The sequence below is a fragment of the Pseudomonas sp. AC193 genome (assembly GCF_979258075.1).
The window spans coordinates 1116796-1131237 of record NZ_OZ409832.1 but is presented as its reverse complement, the minus strand read 5'-3'; the positions used below and the strand labels follow the sequence as shown (position 1 = coordinate 1131237).

The window sequence follows — 14442 nt, the reverse complement described above, 5'->3', positions numbered from 1 at the left end:
CCGCTGTGGCGCCGTGGCAAAGCGGCGATTGTCGGCGAAGGGGCGGGAGCAGGTCACGCACTAATTGCTGCTAACATGGCCGTCCGTGCGTAGAACCTTAGAGACCGTGATGAGCCAACCGTGGAGCCCTGACAGCTGGCGCGCCCTGCCGATCCAGCAACAACCCCAATACCCCGACGCCGCGCACCTGCGCCAGGTCGAGCAAACCCTGGCCAGTTATCCGCCGCTGGTGTTTGCCGGCGAGGCACGCGAGCTGCGTCGACAGTTTGCTGAAGTGACTCAGGGCCGGGCGTTCTTGCTCCAGGGTGGCGATTGCGCAGAAAGCTTCGCCGAATTCTCTGCGGCAAAGATTCGCGACACCTTTAAAGTGTTGCTGCAAATGGCGATCGTCATGACCTTCGCCGCCGGTTGCCCGGTGGTCAAGGTCGGGCGCATGGCCGGTCAGTTCGCCAAGCCGCGTTCGGCCAACGACGAGACCATCGATGGTGTGACGCTGCCGGCTTATCGCGGCGACATCGTCAACGGCATCGGTTTCGATGAGAAGAGCCGCGTACCGGATCCGGAGCGTCTGCTGCAGTCCTATCACCAGTCCACCGCGACGCTGAACCTGTTGCGCGCCTTCGCTCAGGGTGGCTTTGCCGACCTGCACCAAGTGCACAAGTGGAACCTCGATTTCATCGCCAACTCGGCGCTGGCGGAGAAGTACAGCCACCTCGCCGACCGCATCGATGAAACCCTCGCGTTCATGCGCGCCTGTGGCATGGACAGCTCCCCGCAACTGCGCGAAACCAGTTTCTTCACCGCCCACGAAGCGTTGCTGCTGAACTACGAAGAAGCCTTCGTGCGCCGCGACAGCCTGACCAACGATTACTACGATTGCTCGGCGCACATGCTGTGGATCGGCGACCGCACCCGTCAGCTCGACGGCGCTCACGTCGAATTCTTGCGTGGCGTGAACAACCCGATCGGCGTGAAAGTCGGCCCGAGCATGAACCCGGATGATCTGATCCGCCTGATCGACGTGCTCAACCCGGACAACGATCCCGGCCGCCTCAACCTGATCGCACGGATGGGCGCGAACAAGGTTGGCGATCACCTGCCGGCGCTGATCCGCGCGGTGCAGCGTGAAGGCAAGCAGGTGCTGTGGAGTTCCGACCCGATGCACGGCAACACCATCAAGGCCAGCAGCGGCTACAAGACCCGCGACTTTGCGCAGATTCTTGGCGAGGTGAAGCAATTCTTCCAGGTGCACGAAGCGGAAGGCACTTATGCCGGCGGGATTCATATCGAGATGACCGGGCAGAACGTCACCGAGTGCATCGGTGGAGCGCGGCCGATTACGGAAGACGGTTTGTCGGATCGCTATCACACGCACTGTGATCCACGGATGAATGCCGATCAGTCGCTGGAGTTGGCGTTTTTGATTGCTGAAACCCTCAAGCAGGTTCGCCGCTAAGGTTCGAGATCTTTATCGCTTGAACGGGCCTCTTCGCGAGCAAGCCCGCTCCCACATTTGGAATGCATTTCAAAATGTGGGAGCGGGCTTGCTCGCGAAAGGGCCAGCTCAATCAACGCCTATCTTGGCCAATGCCACCCGCAACCGCAGCGCACTCTCGCGCTGACAATTGAGCTGCACCCGCTCCAGCCCCAGCCAATCCGCCATCCGCCGCAAATTCATCGCCAGCGCCAACATCCCCTGCTCATCCAGCCCTGGCTCTTCCTCGTGCACCGCATGCACCGCCAACCGCCCCGCCGCTCGCTCAGCGCGTAAATCCACCCGCGCGGCAATCCGCTCATTGTGCAAAAACGGCAACACGTAATAGCCGTAGACCCGCTTGTCCTGCGGCGTATAAATCTCCAGTCGATAGCGGAAATCAAACAATCGCTCCGTCCTGCTGCGCTCCCAGATCAACGAATCGAATGGCGACAACAGCGCACTCGCCGTCACTTTGCGCGGGATTTTCGGCTCCGGCAGGCAGTAAGCGATCTGCCGCCAACCAGCCACTTCGCACATCTGCAACTGCCCCGCCTCGACCAGTTCCGCCAGTCGCGGTCGCGCATCCGCCGGATTCAAGCGGAAGTAATCACGCAGGTCTTTCTCAGTGCCGACACCCACCGCTTGCACCGCATGCAACAGCAATCCCCGTTGCGCCTCGGCTTCATCCGGCAATGCCTGCTGCAAGATCGAAGAAGGAATCACCCGCTCCGGTAAATCATACAAACGCTCAAAACCACGTCGTCCCGCCACCGTCACTTCACCGGCGGCAAACAACCACTCCAGCGCATGCTTTTCCGCGCTCCAGTCCCACCATGGCCCGGCCTTGTCTTCGCGGGTCGACAGACTGCCGGCGCCCACCGCGCCCTGCTCTTGCACCGAACTCAACACGCGACGCACCACGTCCTGCTGCTCGCGACCAAACTTCGCCAGTTGCTGATAAATATCCTCGCCGCGCCGCGCTCGCTGCATGCGCCAAGCCATCAACGGATACATCGACAGCGGCAGTAACGATGCTTCATGGCCCCAATATTCAAACAACGTGCGACGTCGCCCCGAACTCCAGGCAGCCTGGTCGAGCAAGTCAGAAGAATAGGTACCGAGACGGGAAAACAGCGGCAGGTAGTGCGAGCGCACCACGGCGTTGACGGAGTCGATTTGCAGCAAGCCCAGCCGTTCGATCAGCCGGTTGACGTGAGCGGCTTTGACGGTCGGCGGCTGGCGCCCGTTGAACCCTTGGGCAGCCAGCGCCAGTCGTCGTGCCTGTTTGAGGGAAAAGGACAGTGTCGCGGGCATGAGCATCTCCTTGTCTGCTCGCAACCTACCTCACCTGAAAGTGGTTTGTGTAGCGGCGCCCTCATCATTTATGCATCGGGTCGTCCCAGAATGGCCGCACGGTTTCGTGCTCGACGTCGGCACGACTGACCCCGATGTCCTTCAACGCTTCGTCGCTCAGACTGGCGAGCAACTCACGTTCACGGTGCAAATCGTACCAGCGGCTAAACTTGTGCAGCAGATCGGAAACGATGTGACCGCTAAATTTTTCTTCGCCTGCAAACTCTCTTTGACCTTTCATCGTGTTGCCCTCCGTTGTGGATGGCTCAAGTCTCTGCCTGGCGCTAAGATCAATCCAACGAATGTTTCTGATGGCATGCATCACGGAGATTCATCAATTGTCCGCCTACCCCAGTATCGATACCGATGTCCTGCGTACCTTCGTCGCGATTGCCGATCAGGGCGGGTTCACCCGCGCCGGCGAAATGGTCAACCGCACGCAATCGGCGGTGAGCATGCAGATGAAGCGTCTGGAAGAAGACGTGTTACAGCGTCAGTTGTTCGAGCGTGATGGACGTCAGGTGCGCCTCACGGCTGAGGGCCAGGTGCTGCTCGGTTACGCGCGGCGCATTCTTAAACTTCACAGTGAAGTGTTCAACACGCTGCGCGAGCCGCACATGGTCGGCACCGTGCGCATCGGTACGCCGGATGATTATGTGATGCGTTTTCTGCCGGGGATTCTGTCGCGATTCGCCCAGTTCTATCCGCTGATCCAGATCGAAGTGCATTGCGAGTCGACCAAACAACTGTTGCAGCGCACCGACCTGGACTTGTCGATCGTCACCCGCGAGCCGGGCAACGAGATCGGCCAACTGCTGCGCAAGGAGCGTTTCGTCTGGGCCGAGGCGCAGAACTTCAGCGCCCACGAACAAACGCCGCTGCCGCTGGCAATGTTCAACAGTGATTGTTTCTGCCGCTTGTGGGCGTGCAATGCGCTGGACGCGATGGGCCGCGATTACCGCATCGCCTACAACAGCACCAGTTTGTCGGCGCTGATGGCGGTGGTGAGCGCGGGTCTGGCGATCACCGCGCAACTGGAAAGCCTGATCACCCCGGACATGCGCATTCTTGGTGCCGACCAAGACCTGCCGTTGTTGCCGGAGGCCAGCATCATGCTGGTGCGCAACCTGAACAATCCATCGCCGATCACCGAATGCCTGGCCGAGCACATCGTCGAAGGCTTCAAACTTTAAACGCGAGCATCACCGCACACAGCACCAGAAAACCGCAGAACAGCCCACGCAGGAGTTTTTCCGGCATCGCGTGGGCAACTTTTACACCCCAACTGATGCTGGCCAGACCACCGATGGCCAGCGGCAGGCCGATCATCCAGTCCACTTCTTGATGCACCGCGTACGTCACCAACGTCACGCCGGTGCTCGGCAAGGCCAGCGCCAGCGATAAGCCCTGGGCAACCACTTGAGTGGTGCCGAACAGGCTGGTCAACACTGGCGTCGCCACCACCGCGCCGCCAACCCCGAACAAACCGCCCATGGTGCCCGAGGCCGCGCCGAGCACACCAAGCCACGGCCATGAGTAGCGCATCTCGGACGTCGCGGCAGGTTGGCGACCGAACATCTTCAACAGGTTGTAAACCGACAACACCACCAGAAAAGCGACGAAGCCGATGCGCATGGTTTGCGCGTCGATACCGACAGCCCAGATCGAGCCGATCCAGGCAAAGCAGAAACCCATCACCGCCAGCGGCAGCGCGTGGCGCAACTCAATGCGATTGCGCTGGTGATAACGCCACAGCGCCAGCATCACGTTCGGCACCACCATCACCAGCGCTGTGCCTTGGGCGATCTGTTGATCGAGGCCAAACCAAACACCGAGCAGCGGAATCGCGATCAGACCACCACCGATGCCGAAGATGCCACCGAGGGTGCCGAGTGCGGCGCCGAATAACAGGTACAACAAAAACTCCATCACAGCCGAATTCCTCTTACGTCAGGCGAATCATCCTACGCAGTCGCGGCTGGCGGGGAAACGCACAGCAACGCACAATGGCTATGCTGATTTCGCACAAGCATTGAGTTCGCCATGAATCCCAATCAACTCACCGACCAGCTCGGATTGTTTCTGGACGTGCTGGAAAGCGGCAGTTTTTCTGCCGTCTCTCGTCGTCATCCGTTGACGCCATCAGCCATTGCGCGACGGATCGACAGCCTGGAAAGCGCCGTGGGCAGCCAGTTGTTTGTCCGCAGCACTCACGCGGTGCTCGCCACGCCGGCCGGGCTGGCGTTCGCCGAACGCGCACGTCGAATCGTAGCTGAGCTGCAACTGGCTCGCGCCGAAGCCGTGTCTTTGAGCAGCGCGCCGGAAGGTTTGATTCGGGTTGATGCACCGGCGGCGTTCGGGCGCAGGCATCTGGCGCCGGTGATTGCCGACTTTCTGGTGCTATATCCGGGGCTCGATGTGCATTTGCACCTGATCGACAGTTTTGTCGACATGGGCGGCTCCAATCTCGGCAAGGTCGATCTGGTGCTGCGCGCCGGGCAACTGGCGGATACCCGGTTGGTCGCCACGCCGCTGGCGAGCATGGTGCGCATCGCTTGTGCGAGTCCTGACTATCTCAAGCGCCGCGGCGTGCCGAGCACTCCAGCGCAATTGAGCGAACATGACGGCCTCGACTGGGAAGGCCTCGCCCCGCCGTTCGCCTGGCGTTTCGAGCAGGACGGGCAGATGCAATTGCATCGCCCGGCGCGGATCCGCATGAGCGCCAACAATGCCGAAGCCTTGGTGTGCGGAGCGCTGGCCGGGTTGGGCATTGCGCATCTGCCCACGTGGCTGGCCAGTGAATACTTGCTGCGCGGCGAATTACTGCCACTGTTTTGCGCCGACGGTCTGCCGAAACCGGAAACCACCGGCATCTATGCGCTGCGCATGGAGCAACAAACCCACTCGCGCAGTCGCTTGCTTCTGGAATACCTGAAAACGCGCTTCAGCCCGATACCGCCGTGGGATTTGGCGCTGCAACGGGATATCGGCCGGCACTAGCGATGGAAAATTATCTGGCGCATTAAACACTCGAGCGCTAGATTCATGACCATCAACGATCAAGGCGTAGACATGACTTCCGAACGCGACACCTGCGACGACCTGCTGCTCGACAATCAGGCCTGCTTCGCCCTGCATTCCACCTCGCTGATGATGACCAAGGTGTACAAACCTATGTTGCAAGCGCTGGGGCTGACCTATCCGCAGTACCTGGCGATGATGGTGTTGTGGGAAAAGGACGGTTTGACGGTCGGGGAAATCAGCACAAAGTTGCTCACCGATCCGGGGTCGCTGACGCCACTGCTTAAACGGCTGGAGGTTGAAGGGTTGTTGAGCCGTACGCGCAGCCGAGAGGATGAGCGCGTTGTGATTGTCGAATTGACCGCCAAGGGGCGTGAGCTCAAAGAGAGCGCCCAAACCGTTCCGCAATGCATTCTCGGCGCCAGCGGTTTCTCCATCGAACGCCTGCAAAACCTGCAAGAAGAGCTACAAGCACTGCGCAGCCACCTGCAAAACAGCCTCACCTGAAACCATCACCTACCCCCCCCCCTGTGGGAGCGGGCTTGCTCGCGAAAGCGGTGCGTCAGATTCAAATTCGTAGACTGACACGACGCCTTCGCGAGCAAGCCCGCTCCCACACAATTTTGCTTCGATTCAAAAAATCCTTTCAGATCATGCCTTTCTGATAACGCGCATAATTTTTTGAAAAATTATCTTGCGCACTAAATATTAGCGCGATACATTCACTTCGCACTTACTTAGCGCGCAAACAATTAGCGCAACACATCACACCCTACGAGGCTCTCACCATGCAAACTCTCTACACCGCAATCGCAACCTCCACTGGCGGCCGTGATGGTCGCGCGATCTCCAGCGACAACATCCTCGACGTCAAACTCGCCACCCCGAAAGAACTGGGCGGTGCTGGCGGCGCGGCGACCAACCCTGAGCAACTGTTTGCCGCCGGCTACTCGGCCTGCTTCATCGGCGCACTGAAATTTGTCGCCAGCCAGACCAAACGCAAGATCCCGGATGACGCGTCGATCACCGCCCACGTCGGCATTGGTCAGATCCCCGGCGGTTTTGGTCTGGACATCGATCTGCACATCAGCCTGCCAGGCCTGGAACAAGCCGACGCGCAATCGCTGGTCGACGCCGCGCACCAGGTCTGCCCGTACTCCAACGCCACGCGTGGCAATGTCGACGTCCGCTTGCACGTCGCTGTGTAAACAAAGCAAAAGATCGCAGCCTGCGGCAGCTCCTACACCAATCCCTGTAGGAGTTGCCGCAGGCTGCGATCTTTTGCTCTTTCTTTCAGGCACAAAAAAGCCCGACTCAATGGCCGGGCTTTTTCTTTCCGCAAAAACCGGTGCTTATTTAGCACGGCCTTTGTAGGAACCGCCTTCGCGGGTGTCGATTTCGATCTTGTCACCGATTTCGATGAAGTCAGCAACTTGCAGCTCAGTACCGTTAGCCAGTTTGGCTGGCTTCATGACTTTGCCGGAAGTGTCGCCACGAGCCGAACCTTCGGTGTAGTCAACTACGCGCACGATGGTGGTCGGCAGCTCTACGGAAACCAGACGCTCTTCGAAGAAGATCGCTTCGCAAACATCGGTCATGCCTTCTTCAACGAAAGGCAGAACGGCTTCGATGTCTTCAGCGTTCAGCTCGTACATGGTGTAGTCAGTGGTGTCCATGAACGTGTAGGTGTCGCCGCTGATGAAGGACAGGGTCGCTTCTTTGCGGTCGAGGATTACGTCGTCCAGTTTGTCGTCAGCGCTGTAAACGATCTCGGTCTTGTAACCGGTCAGCAGGTTTTTCAGCTTGGTCTTCATGATCGCGCTGTTACGGCCCGACTTGGTGAATTCAGCTTTCTGAACCAGCCAAGGATCGTTTTCGAGACGGATCACGGTACCGGGTTTCAGTTCTTTACCAGTTTTCATTGCGAATATCCGAATTTGGATGGGATTTACAAAAATCTAGGCCGCGTATCATATCCAATTTAGGTAAAACTGTACCAGCGCTGCGGCAAGATCGGCCTGCAAGCCTTGTTCCAGACACCATTTTTGCGCATTTCCCTGCAGTTCTGGCCAGTGTTTGCGGCTTGCCAGCCAGTGTTCACCGATCGGCTGACCGGCACTCCACGCCCGCCACAGACCGTTCATCGCCTCAGCAGCGGCCGGCGACAAGCCTTTTGTGTAAAGCGCGAGGAAGGCGTCGAGCTTGTCCAGATGGATGTCTTCGTCCTGCTGATAGATGTGCCAGAGCATCGGCCGCCCCGCCCATTGCGCACGCACGAACGAATCTTCGCCACGCACTGCGTTGAAATCGCAGCACCACAGCAGATGATCGTACTGATCCTGTCGGACGAACGGCAGCACTTGCACGATCAACGACTGGCGCACATGAATCGCGCCGACACTCAGCGTTTCCACGTCCAGCCACTGGGCGACATCACCCAGCACGCGCCCTTCTGGCACCAACAGATGCGTCGGCTGACTGTCCGCCGCCAACACATCAAGCCAACTCGCCAGCCCTGCGTTTTCGTAAGCAAACAGCGAGATCAGTTGCGCACCCTCGGCGCGATCAATCCCCAGACCTTGCAGGAATGTTCGCTGCGCCTGAGCATCCTGCTGAAATTGCCTACGACGCTCCAGCAAACCATGCTCACGCAGCAAACCGCCTGTCCCCTGTTGGAATCCCGGAAAAAAGAAGAACTTCTGCACGGTTTTGTATTTGACCGACGGCAGTCCGTGGCAACCGATCACCCAGTCTTCAGCGCTCAGATAGTCAAGGTTCATCCACAGTGGCGGCTTCTCGCGCTCGGCCATGGCGTCCATGTAATCACTCGGCAGCTGACAGGCAAACGCAGCAATGACCACGTCGGCCGCCTCGGTGTGCAGCCACTCGCTCGGCCAGTGCCGCACCTCGACGCCTTGCTGAAATTGCTGCGCGACGTTGATATCAATCTCGGGACAGATACGCTCAAACGCACGCAGATCATCGACCCACAAGCGCACCGGCAAAGCATGCTCAGCGACCAATTGCCGAGCCAGACGCCAGGTCACGCCGATGTCGCCATAGTTGTCGACCACGGTGCAGAAAATATCCCAGCGGGGTTTCAGTTCCGACATTCAAGACTCCCGTTGGCAAAAGCCGCAATTGTCCGCATAAATCACCTCGCGCAGAAGAGCCGACGGCGATTAATCTTCGTGCGACAATCGCCGCTCGCCCGCAATCATCCGCCAGGAGGCAGCCATGCCCTACCGCCCAAACCCGCGTCGCCCCTTGCCTGTTCAGCTTAGTGCGTTGCGCCTGACCGGCAGCATTGCCTTGGGCATGTGGCTAGGCTTTCTCGCCATCGCGCTGACTTGCTGGGTGCTTTCCCGTTTTCTGTTCGCTGAACAATTGGCGCCGGTCGCTCAAGCCGTTCAGCAAGTCGCCAAACCACCTGCGGCGATTCCGGTTCAGCCGGACATTCCGCCGCAAAGCCAACTGTTCCAGCAGTACGAAGAAAACCTGCGCAAAAATGAACAGCAGGCTCGTCTGGATCAGGCGCGCAACAGCAGCCGCAATCAGTCGAACCCCAACTGCCAGTTCTGGCTGCAGCAAGATCAGACGGCTCCAAGCGAAAAATCCCGCGCCAACGTTTTGCAATTCTGCGATTGACCATGAACAAGCACACTGTCCACCAACTGATTCTCGACAAGCTGCGCATCGACCTCGACATCGCCGAACGTGCGGCGCAAACCGCCTACGAAACCGCGACCCACGAAGAGAACATCGCCGAAAACAAGTACGACACGCTGGGACTGGAGGCGTCGTATCTGGCGGCGGGTCAGGCGAAGCGGGTCGAGGAAATTCGGCAGTCACTGGCGCTGTGCCAGAACCTGACGCTACGTGCCTACGACGAAAATCGCGGCATCGAAGTCGGCGCCCTACTCGGTCTGGAAGACGAAAAGGGCCGCGAGCAATGGCTGTTTCTGGCGCCGGATGCGGCAGGCCTGAAAGTCGACGTGGTCGGTCAGCCGATTACCGTCATCACGCCGCGCTCGCCGCTCGGCAAAAGTCTGCTGGGCAAGTGCGAAGGTGATGAGGTGGAGATTCTGGTGGCGGGCACCCGGCAACAGTTTGCTGTCACCGAGGTGCTCTGATTCAACGGATCAGTGAACCGGCAGTTCGACGCCGTCGAACAGTTCTTCCAGTTCCTGCTTGTTGTGGCACTGAATGGCTTTGGCCATCACTTCGCGGGTCAGGTGCGGCGCAAACTTCTCGATGAAGTCGCACATGAAACCACGCAGGAAGGTGCCGCGACGGAAACCGATCTTGGTGATGCTCGACTCGAACAGCTCGCTGGCATCCAGCACCACCAGGTCGTTGTCGAGTTTGGTGTCGACCGCCATTTTCGCGACGATGCCCACGCCCAGACCCAGACGTACGTAGGTTTTGATCACGTCGGCGTCGGCAGCGGTAAACACCACTTTCGGCGTCAGGCCGCGATGGCTGAAGGCTTCGTCGAGTTTCGAACGGCCGGTGAAGCCGAACACGTAAGTCACGATCGGGTATTCGGCCAGTGCTTCCAAAGTCAGCTTCGGCAGCTTCGTCAGCGGGTGACCTTGCGGCACGACCACGCAGCGGTTCCAGCGGTAGCACGGCATCATCACCAGATCGCCGAACAGTTCCAGCGCTTCGGTGGCAATGGCGAAATCGACGGTGCCGTCAGCGGCCATTTCAGCGATCTGCATCGGCGAACCCTGGTGCATGTGCAGCGCAACGTCAGGGTATTGCTTGATGAAATTGCTGATCACCGGCGGCAAGGCATAACGCGCCTGGGTGTGCGTGGTGGCGATCGACAGGGTGCCCTTCTTCTCGTTGGAGAATTCCTGAGCGATCTGCTTTATGCTTTCGACCTTGCGCAGAATCTCACCGGCGGTGGTGATGATGCGCTCGCCGGCCGGGGTGACGCGGGTCAGGTGCTTGCCGCTGCGGGCAAACACCTCAACGCCGAGTTCGTCTTCCAGCAGACGGATTTGTTTACTGATGCCCGGTTGCGAGGTGTAAAGGCTTTGGGCTGTAGCGGAAACGTTGAGGTCGTGGTGCGCCACTTCCCAGATGTAGCGCAATTGTTGAAGCTTCATATGTATCCCTCAAAGCAGGTAGACGCCACGGGCATCAGCGACGGTATATAACTATATTAATGGTTTGAAGAATAAATCTAGAACTTTTTTGTCAAAGTGCCATTATTCTGCTTCAGCGATCCTCACTGCGCCGACGCTCAACCAGCGGCACCAGATAAACCGGCACCTTCGATAACTGCAGAACCCGCGCCGCCGTTCGCCCCAACGGCGTTTCCGCGCTCACCCCATGGCTATGACTGCCAACGATCAGCAAGTCGACAGAGAGCTTCTGCACCTGGTCGAGAATCACCTGTGACGGATCCCCCTGCAGCACGCGCACCGCGCGAATGCGCTGCAAGTCTTGTTCGCCTTCATCGCCCAATTCTTCACGAAAGCTTTCCAGCACCCGCTGCTCGATATTGGCGATGACTGTTTTCAGACCTTGGCTATGAAATTCGTTCAATGCCTGCTCATCGAGATAGCTCTGCAACACCGATTCGGCGAACAGCCCCATCGGCTCCACCGCGTGCACCACGTACAGGTCAGCATTGAATGTTCGCGCCAACGCCAGGGCATGCTGCATCACCAACGGTGCGTACAGACCGAGGTCAGTGGCATACAGCATCGAACGAATCATATGACCTCCTCGCAAGCCAACATGGCGGAGATTTGATTCAGCTTAGCAGTGCCTTGGCGACTACGACGTGCGGCGCAACGTCTTGAACCGTTTGGGCTTTAGACCGCCGGTTCGTTGCTGATGCCGTGGGGGACATGGCCCGTGGCAACCACTTCGCGGGCCGCCTCGCAATGCCCGGCCTGATCGTCGAAAAACACGTCAGCGGCGAACGCTTCGAGGAACGCCGATTTGGTCAGACCGCCGAGGAACAACGATTCGTCGAGACGAATATCCCACTCGCGCAACGTGCGAATGACCCGCTCGTGCGCCGGTGCCGAGCGCGCGGTAACCAGTGCCGTGCGGATTGGGCAATCGTCATCGGGGAATTCGCGCTGGAGCAAATTGAGTGCAGCCAGAAAGCCTTTGAACGGCCCGCCACGCAACGGTTCGCGGGCCGATTCGCGTTCCTTGGCCTGAAACGCTTCCAGCCCGCCGGACTGATACACACGCTCCGACTCGTCGGAAAAAATCACCGCATCACCGTCGAAGGCGATGCGCAGTTCATCGCTGGCCGCACGGCTGGCGCCACCGGACAGAATGGTTGCTGCCGCAAAACCAGCGTCCAGCGCCGCACGCACATCTTCGGCATGGGTTGACAGAAACAGATCACAACCAAAGGCTTTCAGGTACGGATAAGGACTGCGCCCGCCGACAAACGCCGCGCGGGAAATCGCCAGCCCGTAATGGTGAATCGAGTTGAACACGCGCAGGCCAGTATCGGCGCTGTTGCGCGACACCAGAATCACCTCGACCCGCGCGCGGCCGAGGCGACTGTTGAGTGTCAGGAGTTTTTCCACCAGCGGGAAGGCATCACCGGGCGCGAGAATCTCGTCTTCGTGTTCGATCTGATATTGCCGATAGGCTTCGACGCCGCTCGACAGATACACCTTGTGGCTCTCGCTCAGGTCGAACAAGGCCCGCGACGAAATCGCCAGCACCAGTTTGTCATCGATGTTCTTGGCCATGCGTTCCCCCGCCCCTTACAAAAACCGATCTAAACGTTGCGTCGGTCGATAAAGCTTAAATTGCGGTACAGCGCTTCGATACGCGGCAAGTCACAGCCTGCCGCTTTCGCTGCCGCCAATGGTCGAGCGTAGATCGCTTCGAGTTCCAGCGGACGCTTGTGTAAAAAATCGTGGTACATGCTCGGCCAGTAGTCGGGCATTTTCTCGGTCATCGTGAACAGGAAACCGGCGTAACCGGGCGGCATGTCGTGGCCGCAGGCTTTGGCGCCCTCAACCACTTCGGCCATCAATGCCTGGATGTGCGCGCGGCTGTCGGCATCTGCCATCAACGGCGTGGTGCCCGCGCCGAGCAAGACCGAGAGACCGTTGTAAGGGATATTCCAGACCAGTTTCTGCCAGCGCGCCTGGTGCAGATTGGGCATCGCTTGCGAATCAAGACCGGCGGTACGGAACAGTTCGGCGCCCTCCTCAACGATCGCCATGCGCGCGACATCATCAATCGCCGAGCCGCTGTGATAACCGACGTTGACCGCGCCGAGCGCCTGATGCGTCACCAGACCCGGCCCCTCGCGATGCACGCAGATCAGGCACAGACCACCGAGCAGATGCAGCGAATCAGGCAACAGCGCACGCAAACTGTCTTCGACATCCAGACCGTTTTGCAGCAACAGCACTTTCGCATCCGGCTTGGCGGCTTGAATGATTGCCGGCGCCAGATCAGCGTTGCTGGTGGTTTTTGCGCCCACCAGCAGCCAGTCACACTTGGGCATGTCTTCGGCTGACGAATAGGCTTGCGCCGGGTTCAGCGTCATCTGGCCATGCACTGCGCTGTTCACCTGCAAACCGCGCTCGGCGACTGCCGAGAATTCGCTGCGCAACAAAAAGTGCACATCGAAACCGGCCCGCGCCAGCATCACACCGTAAAATCCCCCGATTGCGCCGGTACCAATAATCCCGATCACCGGCTTATTCACTGCCGCCATCATGGCAACTCCTCTGCAATTCGACCCAGCGCCTGCGCCAATGCTTGGTTGAGTGCATCGGCGGTCAGGCGTGCGTGCACAGCCCCAAAGAACTCGCCGTCGCGCACTACAAATAGCGCCGGCAAATGAAAGACCTGATAACGCTCGACCAAACCACCGTTGTCGCCGGCGTCGATCCAGCACACGCGATCGGCCGCCAGCGCCATCCCCGGCAATACTTCGCGGGCATAGCGGCAACTCGCGCAGCCGACACTGGTGAAAATCACCAGGGAAACGCCGCTCATCGCCAGCAGCCGTTGGTCGGCGTCGAAATCGGTCAGTTCGGATTCGACCACTATACTGGGGGAAACAATGTCAAATGGCCGACACAGGGAGTCTGTGCTCATGGGACGTTTCATTCCTCATCCGGACGAGGTGCCGGTTGAATTAACCTTGCTCAAGCCTGAATGTATTTCCAGGCAACAGCTGCACACTATCAGCCTCGGCGGCATCGCTTGCAATTACCACCGTGCCTGGCGCCATGGCACGGCGCTGCAAGTGCGCATGCCGACGCTCAACACCGACATCTGTTATCCGGGCTACGTGGCGTGGTGTTTGCGGCGTAAAAAAGGTTATCTGGTGGGCATCGCGTTTACCGATGAGCAGACGCTGTTCAGCGCACGAATGGGTGAGCAGGTGTGTCAGATCGAGCGCTACTGCCGCATGAACGAAACCCACGATGATCTGCAGGAAATTCAGGCTGTGGCCCTGCAATGGGTCGAGCAACACGCCGATGAGTTCTCCCATGACAGCGTGCGCAAGGCTTTTGCGCAGCCAGCGCTGGACTAAAGCACCTTTTGCCCATTGTCGAGCAGGCGCTTTACGCGCTAAG

18 protein-coding genes are annotated in these 14442 nt (G+C 59.1%); 8 read left to right on the top strand and 10 right to left on the bottom strand.

Annotation, left to right across the window (positions count from 1 at the left end; translation table 11 throughout):
• Nucleotides 1–109 precede the first annotated feature (109 nt).
• Nucleotides 110–1456, top strand: coding sequence for a class II 3-deoxy-7-phosphoheptulonate synthase (locus ACZZ0D_RS05375; protein ID WP_007964815.1), 1347 nt, complete (start codon nucleotides 110–112; stop codon nucleotides 1454–1456).
• 108 nt (nucleotides 1457–1564) lie between these two features.
• Here the strand turns inward: ACZZ0D_RS05375 and ACZZ0D_RS05370 are convergent, their stop codons facing one another.
• Nucleotides 1565–2791: a winged helix-turn-helix domain-containing protein gene (locus ACZZ0D_RS05370; protein WP_463552615.1), complete on the bottom strand. Its 1227-nt coding sequence runs from the start codon at nucleotides 2789–2791 to the stop codon at nucleotides 1565–1567.
• 64 nt (nucleotides 2792–2855) lie between these two features.
• Nucleotides 2856–3071: a DUF1127 domain-containing protein gene (locus ACZZ0D_RS05365; protein ID WP_053122393.1), complete on the bottom strand. Its 216-nt coding sequence runs from the start codon at nucleotides 3069–3071 to the stop codon at nucleotides 2856–2858.
• A gap of 97 nt (nucleotides 3072–3168) precedes the next feature.
• On the opposite strand from ACZZ0D_RS05365, the gene ACZZ0D_RS05360 reads away from it, so the two are divergent.
• Nucleotides 3169–4023 (top strand): LysR substrate-binding domain-containing protein, encoded by an 855-nt coding sequence (locus ACZZ0D_RS05360; RefSeq protein ID WP_172680137.1) that lies wholly within the window; start codon nucleotides 3169–3171, stop codon nucleotides 4021–4023.
• On the opposite strand, the gene ACZZ0D_RS05355 is transcribed toward ACZZ0D_RS05360, so the two are convergent.
• A complete protein-coding gene (locus ACZZ0D_RS05355) occupies nucleotides 4013–4762 on the bottom strand; it encodes a sulfite exporter TauE/SafE family protein (RefSeq protein WP_463552614.1) in 750 nt (249 codons plus the stop codon). The genes ACZZ0D_RS05360 and ACZZ0D_RS05355 overlap by 11 nt on opposite strands.
• A gap of 111 nt (nucleotides 4763–4873) precedes the next feature.
• On the opposite strand from ACZZ0D_RS05355, the gene ACZZ0D_RS05350 reads away from it, so the two are divergent.
• The 3 genes from ACZZ0D_RS05350 to ACZZ0D_RS05340 all read left to right on the top strand — a co-directional run bounded on the left by ACZZ0D_RS05350 (nucleotide 4874) and on the right by ACZZ0D_RS05340 (nucleotide 7059).
• Nucleotides 4874–5830 carry a LysR family transcriptional regulator gene (locus ACZZ0D_RS05350; protein WP_463552613.1) on the top strand — a complete coding sequence of 319 codons (957 nt, stop codon included), beginning with the start codon at nucleotides 4874–4876 and terminating at the stop codon, nucleotides 5828–5830.
• A gap of 72 nt (nucleotides 5831–5902) precedes the next feature.
• Entirely contained in the window at nucleotides 5903–6358 is a 456-nt protein-coding gene (locus ACZZ0D_RS05345; RefSeq protein ID WP_463554764.1) for a MarR family winged helix-turn-helix transcriptional regulator, read from the top strand.
• A gap of 281 nt (nucleotides 6359–6639) precedes the next feature.
• Nucleotides 6640–7059 (top strand): organic hydroperoxide resistance protein, encoded by a 420-nt coding sequence (locus ACZZ0D_RS05340; RefSeq protein ID WP_463552612.1) that lies wholly within the window; start codon nucleotides 6640–6642, stop codon nucleotides 7057–7059.
• A gap of 144 nt (nucleotides 7060–7203) precedes the next feature.
• On the opposite strand, the gene ACZZ0D_RS05335 is transcribed toward ACZZ0D_RS05340, so the two are convergent.
• Together ACZZ0D_RS05335 and earP are read right to left on the bottom strand one after the other, a co-directional pair.
• Complete coding sequence (locus ACZZ0D_RS05335; protein ID WP_007908599.1) at nucleotides 7204–7773, bottom strand: elongation factor P; 570 nt, start codon at nucleotides 7771–7773, stop codon at nucleotides 7204–7206.
• Between the two features lie 48 nt (nucleotides 7774–7821).
• Entirely contained in the window at nucleotides 7822–8964 is a 1143-nt protein-coding gene (earP, locus tag ACZZ0D_RS05330; RefSeq protein ID WP_463552611.1) for an elongation factor P maturation arginine rhamnosyltransferase EarP, read from the bottom strand.
• A gap of 124 nt (nucleotides 8965–9088) precedes the next feature.
• On the opposite strand from earP, the gene ACZZ0D_RS05325 reads away from it, so the two are divergent.
• A complete protein-coding gene (locus tag ACZZ0D_RS05325; RefSeq protein WP_053122285.1) occupies nucleotides 9089–9499 on the top strand; it encodes a hypothetical protein in 411 nt (136 codons plus the stop codon).
• 2 nt (nucleotides 9500–9501) lie between these two features.
• Nucleotides 9502–9984: a GreA/GreB family elongation factor gene (locus ACZZ0D_RS05320; RefSeq protein WP_053122286.1), complete on the top strand. Its 483-nt coding sequence runs from the start codon at nucleotides 9502–9504 to the stop codon at nucleotides 9982–9984.
• 9 nt (nucleotides 9985–9993) lie between these two features.
• Here ACZZ0D_RS05320 and cysB read toward each other — a convergent pair whose 3' ends face one another.
• The 5 genes from cysB to ACZZ0D_RS05295 form a co-directional block, all read right to left on the bottom strand.
• Complete coding sequence (gene cysB, locus ACZZ0D_RS05315) at nucleotides 9994–10968, bottom strand: HTH-type transcriptional regulator CysB (RefSeq protein ID WP_007908591.1); 975 nt, start codon at nucleotides 10966–10968, stop codon at nucleotides 9994–9996.
• A 112-nt stretch (nucleotides 10969–11080) separates the two neighbouring features.
• The gene (locus tag ACZZ0D_RS05310; protein WP_463552610.1) at nucleotides 11081–11584 is read right to left on the bottom strand and encodes a universal stress protein; all 504 of its coding nucleotides are present in this window, start codon (nucleotides 11582–11584) and stop codon (nucleotides 11081–11083) included.
• Between the two features lie 98 nt (nucleotides 11585–11682).
• A complete protein-coding gene (locus ACZZ0D_RS05305; protein ID WP_463552609.1) occupies nucleotides 11683–12588 on the bottom strand; it encodes a 5'-nucleotidase in 906 nt (301 codons plus the stop codon).
• 29 nt (nucleotides 12589–12617) lie between these two features.
• Nucleotides 12618–13574 carry a putative 2-dehydropantoate 2-reductase gene (locus ACZZ0D_RS05300; RefSeq protein ID WP_282352551.1) on the bottom strand — a complete coding sequence of 319 codons (957 nt, stop codon included), beginning with the start codon at nucleotides 13572–13574 and terminating at the stop codon, nucleotides 12618–12620.
• A complete protein-coding gene (locus ACZZ0D_RS05295; RefSeq protein WP_463552608.1) occupies nucleotides 13571–13957 on the bottom strand; it encodes a thioredoxin family protein in 387 nt (128 codons plus the stop codon). Before ACZZ0D_RS05295 ends, ACZZ0D_RS05300 begins: the two co-directional genes overlap by 4 nt.
• Here ACZZ0D_RS05295 and ACZZ0D_RS05290 point away from each other — a divergent pair.
• Nucleotides 13956–14399: a PilZ domain-containing protein gene (locus tag ACZZ0D_RS05290; protein ID WP_053122296.1), complete on the top strand. Its 444-nt coding sequence runs from the start codon at nucleotides 13956–13958 to the stop codon at nucleotides 14397–14399. The genes ACZZ0D_RS05295 and ACZZ0D_RS05290 overlap by 2 nt on opposite strands.
• The last annotated feature ends 43 nt before the right edge of the window (nucleotides 14400–14442 follow it).